The sequence below is a fragment of the Acidimicrobiia bacterium genome, from assembly GCA_029210695.1.
Taxonomy (GTDB): domain Bacteria; phylum Actinomycetota; class Acidimicrobiia; order Spongiisociales; family JAHEDJ01; genus JAHEDJ01.
In genome coordinates, this window is the sequence record JARGFH010000162.1 from 1 (window position 1) to 634 (window position 634).

Below are 634 nucleotides of genomic sequence, written 5' to 3' on the forward strand. Positions count from 1 at the left end.
AAGTGCCGTTCGGGGACACTCGACGGAATGCTCGTTCGTGCGCTCGATTTGTCGATATCGATGGGTCTGAGCGTTGCCGTCAGCTAGCAGCTAACCGATTGACCTACGGGTAGATGCGTTCGTCACCGGCGAAGATCACATCGGCGAGTTCTACTGGGAACATCTCGCGGATATCGGTTCCGTTGAGGTTTCCATCCCGGGGCTGGGACACCCGGTCCCCGTCGATACGCACCGGGCCTCCCCAACCCGACTTCTCGGGCAAGTCATCCGCCTCGTAGCCCTCGCAATTGGCCCACGCGTAGGACGTAGCCCCTTCCTGTCCCAGAAGCCGAACTTCGCATGGGCCGGGCACCCAGATGTCGTCGGTGGATTCAAGAACTGCTGCGATTCGAGCCTCTTCGGCCTGGACTGCTGGATCGGTTCGGTTCGGCAGATCCACTGGTTCGCCGCAACCCCCTATGGCTGCTGCGACAAGAACAAGAACCGCAATCCGTCGTGGCATGCGACCGACTCTAGGTGCGCTTGCCATCAACGCTGTCGCTACAACGGAGTGGCATCAGGACCTGATGGCACACTTGATACGCGACCGCGCTAGGTGGCGTCGGTAGATCGAGCACCGCTCGCGGAAGTGCCG

At 61.0% G+C, this 634-nt stretch carries 1 protein-coding gene; it reads right to left on the reverse strand.

Going from position 1 to position 634, the window contains the following annotated elements:
• Nucleotides 1-103 precede the first annotated feature (103 nt).
• The gene (locus P1T08_18900) at nt 104-502 is read right to left on the reverse strand and encodes a hypothetical protein (protein ID MDF1598140.1); all 399 of its coding nucleotides are present in this window, start codon (nt 500-502) and stop codon (nt 104-106) included.
• Between the last annotated feature and the right edge of the window lie 132 nt (nt 503-634).

Excerpts from the sequence above, each read along its gene's own strand:
- P1T08_18900 (MDF1598140.1), bottom strand. The coding sequence starts at position 502 with ATGCCACGACGGATTGCGGTTCTTGTTCTTGTCGCAGCAGCCATAGGG.